Source organism: Nocardia amamiensis NBRC 102102, from assembly GCF_001612745.1.
Taxonomy (GTDB): Bacteria; Actinomycetota; Actinomycetes; order Mycobacteriales; family Mycobacteriaceae; genus Nocardia; species Nocardia amamiensis.
Genome location: NZ_BDBA01000371.1, coordinates 1 through 3,185 on the forward strand (window position 1 = coordinate 1; position 3,185 = coordinate 3,185).

Sequence of the window (3,185 nt, forward strand, 5' to 3'; positions counted from 1 at the left end):
CCGGCACGCGGCTCCCGCCCGACCGGGGCGATGCCGCGTGCCGAAGGAGAACCACCGCGCGCGCCAGGCGGGCGCCGCGACATCCCTCCGCACCCGCAGCCCAATGTCCGCTATCGCGAGCGTGATTCGAGCCGCACCGAGCGTCGCAGGCCGGAGAATCTGTAGCGAAACGGCACCTAGCACGCCCCCGGCTCGCGACCTGCTCATATCCGAGTGACCGACGCGTCCGCGCAGAGTCGCCAGCGGCACTCGTCCGACCACGTCCTAGCGGCTGCGTCGCCAGCGGTGGTCGCTCATATGCGAGCCATCAGGGCGCTGCGAACAGGCAACGCCGCTGCACATCGGAAACAGTCAGCTCCGGGCCTCGCGCAGTTCACGCGGCAGCGCGAAGACGAGCGTCTCGTTCGCCGTGGTGACCGGCTGGACATCGCCGTAGCCGTGCTCGGCCAGCATGTCCAGAACGCCGCGGACCAGGATCTCGGGGACCGACGCGCCGGAGGTGATGCCGATCGTGCGGACGCCATCGAGCCAGGCCGGGTCGACCTCGCGGGCGAAGTCCACCAGATGGGCGGCCTTGGCCCCCGCCCCGAGCGCGACCTCGACCAAGCGCACCGAGTTCGAGGAATTGCGGGAACCGACCACGATCACCAGGTCGCATTCCGGCGCCATCGCCTTCACCGCGACCTGGCGGTTCTGCGTGGCGTAGCAGATGTCGTCGCTAGGCGGGTCCTGCAGGCCGGGGAAGCGCTGCCGCAGCCGCTGCACCGTCTCCATCGTCTCGTCCACGCTCAGCGTGGTCTGCGAGAGCCAGATCACCTTCGACTCGTCACGCACGGTGACCTTGTCCACCGCGTCCGGCCCGTCGACCAGCTGGACGTGCTCGGGCGCCTCACCGGCGGTGCCCTCGACCTCCTCATGGCCCTCATGGCCGATCAGCAGGATGTCGAAGTCGTCGCGCGCGAACCGCTTGGCCTCCTGGTGCACCTTGGTGACCAGTGGGCAGGTCGCGTCGATGGTGTGCAGACTGCGCGCCGCGGCGGACTCGTGCACCGCGGGCGAGACGCCGTGCGCGGAGAAGACGACGACCGCACCCTCGGGGACCTCGTCGGTCTCGTCCACGAAGACCACGCCGCGCTCGCGCAGCGTCTCCACCACGTGCCGGTTGTGCACGATCTCCTTGCGCACGTAGATCGGGGCGCCGTGCTTTTCCAACGCCTTCTCGACGGTTTCGACGGCACGGTCGACGCCGGCGCAGTACCCGCGCGGCTCGGCGAGCAGTACGCGCTTTCCGCCGTCGGCGTTCGCGACGCCTGCCGAGCGGGCGATTCCGACGTTCAAGGGAATGGCCGAAGACATGCCCACAGGATACGTGCGGCCCAGGGGCTCGCCACGTCGGGGAGTTGTCCGTCACACCGCCGCGGTACCGGCCGCAAGCTGGGCCGGAAGATCACCGAGAAGCATGCGGCAGCGACGCGCGGGGGGCGGGCGGCGAATGCCCGCGGCGGTGCCAGCGGACTATTCTCCGCATATGAGCGCAGCGCCGCGTAATTCCGGTCGATCCGCCACGCGTTGGGGCGGACGGATATTCGGACGGCGTACACCCCTCCTTTGCATAACACACCATTTCGGGCAGGCTAAGACCATGCTTCGACCACCCTTTCTGGCCCGGGTCGCCGCCGGCGCCGCCGTATACGCCCTCGAGGAAACCCGCCGGCTACCCACGGCGGCAATGAATTTGCCGATCACGGCCATCAGTCAGCTGCTGCAGACGACGATGCACGTCCAGCAGTTCGTGACCAGCCTGGCCTTGAAGGGCGACACGGTTTTCGACCGTTTGTCCAACCGCCCGGTCGAACAGCCGGAGTGGGCCACGTTCGACGAAGACCTCGACGACGATGCGAGCCCGGCCGCTCACCCCACCAGCCGATTCGACCTCTACACCGCCGACGAGCCCGAAGCGGCGCGCACGCCGGAAACCTTCCCCGCCGACGCCACCCGCGCCACCGAGACCAACGGCCACACCACCTCTGCGCCGATTGTCGATGCTCCGGCCGAGCCGAAAACCGCTGAGCCGGAAGCTGATTCTGATCCCCAGCCGGCCGCGGACGCGCCCGAGATCGTGGAACCGGAAGTCGCCACCCGGTACGACTACCTCAACATGACTCTGGCCCAGCTGCGCGCCCGGCTGCGCATGCTGACCGTCGACGACCTCATCGCGCTGCTGGAATACGAGCAGCAGACCCGTGCCAGGGCGGCGTTCGTGACCATGCTGACGAACCGGATCGCCACCGTTCGAGCCCAGTGACCGATCCTCGGACACCCCCTTCGCCGACAGTTGGCCGGGAAACCACCGGCCAACCCGGCGCCGCACCGGCCAACTCCGCCGAGCATCCCTGGCCGGTGCGTTCCGTGGCGGTCAAGGTCGCCCAGTGGATCGACCGGCTCGGCAGCATCTGGGTGGAGGGCCAGATCACCCAGATCAACCTGCGCCCCGGCACGCGCACGGCGTTCCTGGTGCTGCGCGACCCGTCCGCCGACATGTCCCTCTCGGTGACCTGCGATCCGGACCTCATCCGCAACTCCCCCCTCCCGCTGCACGAGGGCAGCCGGGTGGTGGTCTACGGCAAACTCTCCTTCTTCACCGGACGCGGCACGATCTCGTTGCGCGTGCTGGAGATCCGGCCGGTCGGCATCGGTGAACTGCTGGCCCGCATCGAGCGGCTGAAGGCGCTGCTGGACGCCGAGGGCCTGTTCGATCCCCGGCTCAAGCGCCCGCTTCCGTTCCTGCCCGGGACCATCGGCCTGATCACCGGCCGCGCGAGCGCGGCGGAGCGCGATGTGCTGAGCGTCGCGCGCAATCGGTGGCCAGCGGTGCGTTTCGAGATCCGCAACACCGCGGTACAGGGACCGACCGCGGTGCCGCAGATGCTCGCCGCGCTGGCCGAACTCGATCGCCACCCCTCCGTCGAGGTGATCGTGCTCGCGCGCGGCGGCGGGAGCGTGGAAGACCTGCTGCCGTTCTCCGACGAGGCGTTGTGCCGGGCCATCGTGGCCGCGACGACTCCGATCGTGAGCGCGGTGGGCCACGAACCCGACAATCCGCTCAGCGACTTCGTCGCCGATCTGCGCGCGGCCACCCCGACCGACGCCGCCAAGCGCATCGTCCCGGACGCCGCGGCCGAGCT

3 protein-coding genes are annotated in these 3,185 nt (G+C 69.5%); 2 read left to right on the forward strand and 1 reads right to left on the reverse strand.

What is annotated here, in order from left to right; translation table 11 throughout:
- Positions 1–351: 351 nt before the first annotated feature.
- Positions 352–1,356: a 4-hydroxy-3-methylbut-2-enyl diphosphate reductase gene (locus NA4_RS37725; RefSeq protein ID WP_067480959.1), complete on the reverse strand. Its 1,005-nt coding sequence runs from the start codon at positions 1,354–1,356 to the stop codon at positions 352–354.
- Between the two features lie 286 nt (positions 1,357–1,642).
- On the opposite strand from NA4_RS37725, the gene NA4_RS37730 reads away from it, so the two are divergent.
- Together NA4_RS37730 and xseA are read left to right on the forward strand one after the other, a co-directional pair.
- Positions 1,643–2,305 carry a lipid droplet-associated protein gene (locus NA4_RS37730; protein WP_067480953.1) on the forward strand — a complete coding sequence of 221 codons (663 nt, stop codon included), beginning with the start codon at positions 1,643–1,645 and terminating at the stop codon, positions 2,303–2,305.
- A partial coding sequence (gene xseA / locus NA4_RS37735) for an exodeoxyribonuclease VII large subunit (protein ID WP_067480956.1) occupies positions 2,302–3,185 on the forward strand: 884 nt, incomplete at its 3' end. The genes NA4_RS37730 and xseA, both read left to right, overlap by 4 nt.